This window comes from Streptomyces sp. N35, from assembly GCF_016464295.1.
Classification (GTDB): Bacteria; Actinomycetota; Actinomycetes; order Streptomycetales; family Streptomycetaceae; genus Streptomyces.
The window spans coordinates 180,969-184,196 of sequence record NZ_JAEIMH010000002.1; the positions used below are offsets into that span (position 1 = coordinate 180,969).

Consider the following 3,228-nt stretch of genomic DNA (forward strand, 5'->3'; position numbering starts at 1 on the left):
CTTGCGAGCCCGTTCCGGGCCCCGCCCCCCCGGGGGGGGGCGGCGGTCCCTCGCGTTCCAGCAGGCCTTGTGCCAGTGCCTGCGGTCGTCCACCCCGCCGTGCTGCGGCCAGGCCACCACATGCGGAACGCCGGACGGGATCTCCTGGTCGCAGCCCGGGCAGCGGTACGTCTTGCCGGCCGCGCTCGCGCCCGCCACATGCCGTACGCGGTACTCCTCGCCCTGATGGTGGTCCTGGTGCTCGAAGCCGCCGTACCGCGTCCCGTTCTCCTCGTCGCCGCCTCGGTCCGGTCCGCCGGCACCTCTGCGAGGACGGGAGCGGTTTTTGCGCGGGGACACCAGAACACCTCACCGGCTGACGTCGCAGGGACTGCGTGAATACGGACAGCGACCAAGCCTACGCGCCATCGGGCCGGGTACCCGCCCCGTACGAGGTATCGGGGCAGACCTACCACAAGGGCCCCGCACAAGCGCACAACACAGCACATTCGGCCTGGTGCGCGGCGATCTCATACGACTGTGCTTATTGAAGAAAGTGCGCCAACCTTTATGCCAAGCCGTGCCTTTGGCACGTGTCAGGCGTTGTTGCCAGTAGGGGGAGTACCGCGTCGGCGCCAAGGAGGCAGTAGGCGATGCGTGTGGGAAGTTTTGTTCTTGCGGCCCAGTTCCCGGGCCAGGGCCAGGGGGAGGCCCTGCACCGTGCGGTGCGCAGTGCGGAGGTGGCCGAGGAGGCCGGACTCGACTCGGTGTGGCTGGCCGAGCACCACTTCGTGCCGTACGGGGTCTGCCCGTCGGCCACGACCCTGGCGGCACTGCTGCTCGGGCGCACCCGGCGGATCCGGGTGGGCACGGCGGTCAGCGTGCTGCCCACCCAGCACCCGGTCATGCTCGGCGAACAGGCGGCGCTGCTCCATCTGACCAGCGGCGGCCGCTTCACGCTCGGCGTGGGGCGCGGTGGGCCCTGGGTGGACCTCGAGGTCTTCGGTGCGGGCATCGAGGCGTACGAGAAGGGCTTTCCGGAGTCGCTCGACGTGCTGCACCGGTGGCTGACCGAGCCGAGGGTCGGGGCCTCGGGTGAGCGCTACGCGTTCCGTGAGGTCCCCGTCGTACCCCGGCCCGACGAGGCGCTGAGCGGCCCGTGCGGACCGGAGCTGATCCTGGCCTGCACCTCGCCGTCGAGCGTGCGGCTCGCCGCGGAGCGCGGTCTGGCGATGCTGCTCGGGATGCACATCGGGGACGAGGAGAAGGCCGAGATGGTCGGGCTCTATCGTTCCTGCGCCCTGGCGGCCGGCCGGTCACCGGACGAGATCGCCGCGGCGCAGCATGTGTCGGCGGGCGTGGCCCAGGTCGCGGACCGCACGGTGGAGGCGGCCGAGACGCTCCTGAAGGCGATGCCCGGCTGGCTGAAGCAGGGCCTGGACGCGCATATCACCGTGGACGGGCGCGAACGCAGGATGCGCGACCCGCTGGCGTACACCCAACTCCTGTGCTCGATCCACCCGGTGGGCACCCCGAAGCTGTGCGCGGACCGGCTCGCGGCGACGGCCGAGCGCACCGGGATCACGCGGTTCGCCCTGCTCACGGAGGGCTCGGGAGATCTGGACTCGACCGAGGAGAATCTGCGGCGGCTCGGGGCGGATGTCCTGCCCCGGCTCGTGTGACGGCCGATGGGGGCTGCCGCCCCGGATACACCTCCCGCGTACGAGGCGGCAGCAACAGGCCTCAGCAGTCCCGCAGTTCAGGTGACTGGTTCAGCAGCTGGCCGCGGATCGAGGTGAAGCGGGCCAGCCTTTCGTCGGCTTCGGGACCGACGGGGAAAACAGCGACACGGTGGCAGTTCTGGAATGCAAGGCGCACCCCGAAGTGGCGCTGCAGAGCACCACGTATCGCATCACTGGCCAGCGCGCGCAGCAGCTGACCTCGTGCCTGCTCGGTGGGCGGCGGGGTCTGGTTGTCGGCGAACTCTCCTCCGTCGACCTCCAGCTGTGCCACCAACGAGCTGATCATCTCCCATGCGTACGGCAGGGATGTCCGGACGCAGTCGATGAATTCCGCTTCATCGACCTCGCCTCGCTCGGCCTGTTCCAACAGAGCCGGTGAGACGTCGAGCGACATGGGTTCTCCTCTCGCACCCCCGGGGAGCGGGGGCTGACGGATAGGGCCGGAAACCGCCTACGCAGCGTGCACGCCTCGCGACCTCCTGCTTCCACGGTAGGCAACGCATCGGGCGCGCACCAGGAGAAGGCGGCCACAACCGGCCAATAATCAACGGAGGTTGAACAGGGGCAAGCCGGGAGATTCCCCGGCACCCGGTACGGACCGACGCTCGGTTTCCAGGGCGAATCGCGCGAACCCTGCCGCGTCGAGTAGCGTTGCCGACCATGCGTCTCGTCATCGCCCGCTGCTCCGTGGACTACGCGGGCCGGCTCACCGCCCACCTCCCGTCGGCCCCCCGCCTGATCCTCGTGAAGGCGGACGGCAGTGTCTCCATCCACGCGGACGACCGCGCCTACAAGCCGCTGAATTGGATGTCCCCGCCGTGCACCCTCAAGGAGGACGACGGCGTCTGGACGGTCATCAACAAAGCAGGCGAGAAACTGATCATCACGATGGAGGAGATCTTGCACGACTCCTCCCATGAGCTCGGGGTGGACCCGGGTCTGATCAAGGACGGCGTCGAGGCTCACCTGCAGGAACTGCTCGCCGACCGGATCGAGACCCTCGGCGAGGGCTACAGCCTGATCCGCCGCGAATACCCCACGGCCATCGGCCCGGTCGACATCCTGTGCCGGGACGCGGACGGCATGACCGTCGCGGTCGAGATCAAGCGGCGCGGCGAGATCGACGGCGTCGAGCAGCTCACCCGCTATCTCGACCTACTCAACCGCGACCCTCACTTGGCGCCCGTCCGCGGTGTCTTCGCGGCCCAGGAGATCAAGCCGCAGGCCCGTGTGCTCGCCACGGACCGGAACATCGGGTGCGCCGTGCTCGACTATGACGCACTGCGCGGGATCGAGGACGACAAGCTGCGGCTGTTCTAGCGGAGCCTGTTCCGGCTGTCCCGGTGGCGCCTGTTCCGGGTTCCGGCCGAGCCGGCTCCGGGCGCCGTCGCCTGGCTGCTTTTCTCCTACGGAGCCGCCGCTCCACCCTTACGCAGCAGAACGCCCCGTCTCCCCGGGGGGTGGCCGGGGGGGGGGGGGCCCCCGTCGGGCCGGGCGGCTCAGGCGA

The 3,228-nt window shown here is 69.8% G+C and carries 4 protein-coding genes; 2 read left to right on the forward strand and 2 right to left on the reverse strand.

The window, feature by feature from the left end; genetic code table 11:
* Positions 1-339, reverse strand: a 339-nt coding sequence (locus JAO81_RS01695) for a hypothetical protein (RefSeq protein ID WP_199545900.1), incomplete at its 3' end; no start/stop codon positions are given.
* Positions 340-632: 293 nt separating this feature from the next.
* Between JAO81_RS01695 and JAO81_RS01700 the strand changes: the two genes are divergently transcribed.
* Positions 633-1,661 (forward strand): LLM class flavin-dependent oxidoreductase, encoded by a 1,029-nt coding sequence (locus JAO81_RS01700; protein WP_199545901.1) that lies wholly within the window; start codon positions 633-635, stop codon positions 1,659-1,661.
* A 61-nt stretch (positions 1,662-1,722) separates the two neighbouring features.
* Here JAO81_RS01700 and JAO81_RS01705 read toward each other — a convergent pair whose 3' ends face one another.
* Entirely contained in the window at positions 1,723-2,115 is a 393-nt protein-coding gene (locus JAO81_RS01705) for an SCO5389 family protein (RefSeq protein WP_199545902.1), read from the reverse strand.
* 266 nt (positions 2,116-2,381) lie between these two features.
* Between JAO81_RS01705 and nucS the strand changes: the two genes are divergently transcribed.
* Complete coding sequence (gene nucS / locus JAO81_RS01710) at positions 2,382-3,041, forward strand: endonuclease NucS (RefSeq protein ID WP_199545903.1); 660 nt, start codon at positions 2,382-2,384, stop codon at positions 3,039-3,041.
* The last annotated feature ends 187 nt before the right edge of the window (positions 3,042-3,228 follow it).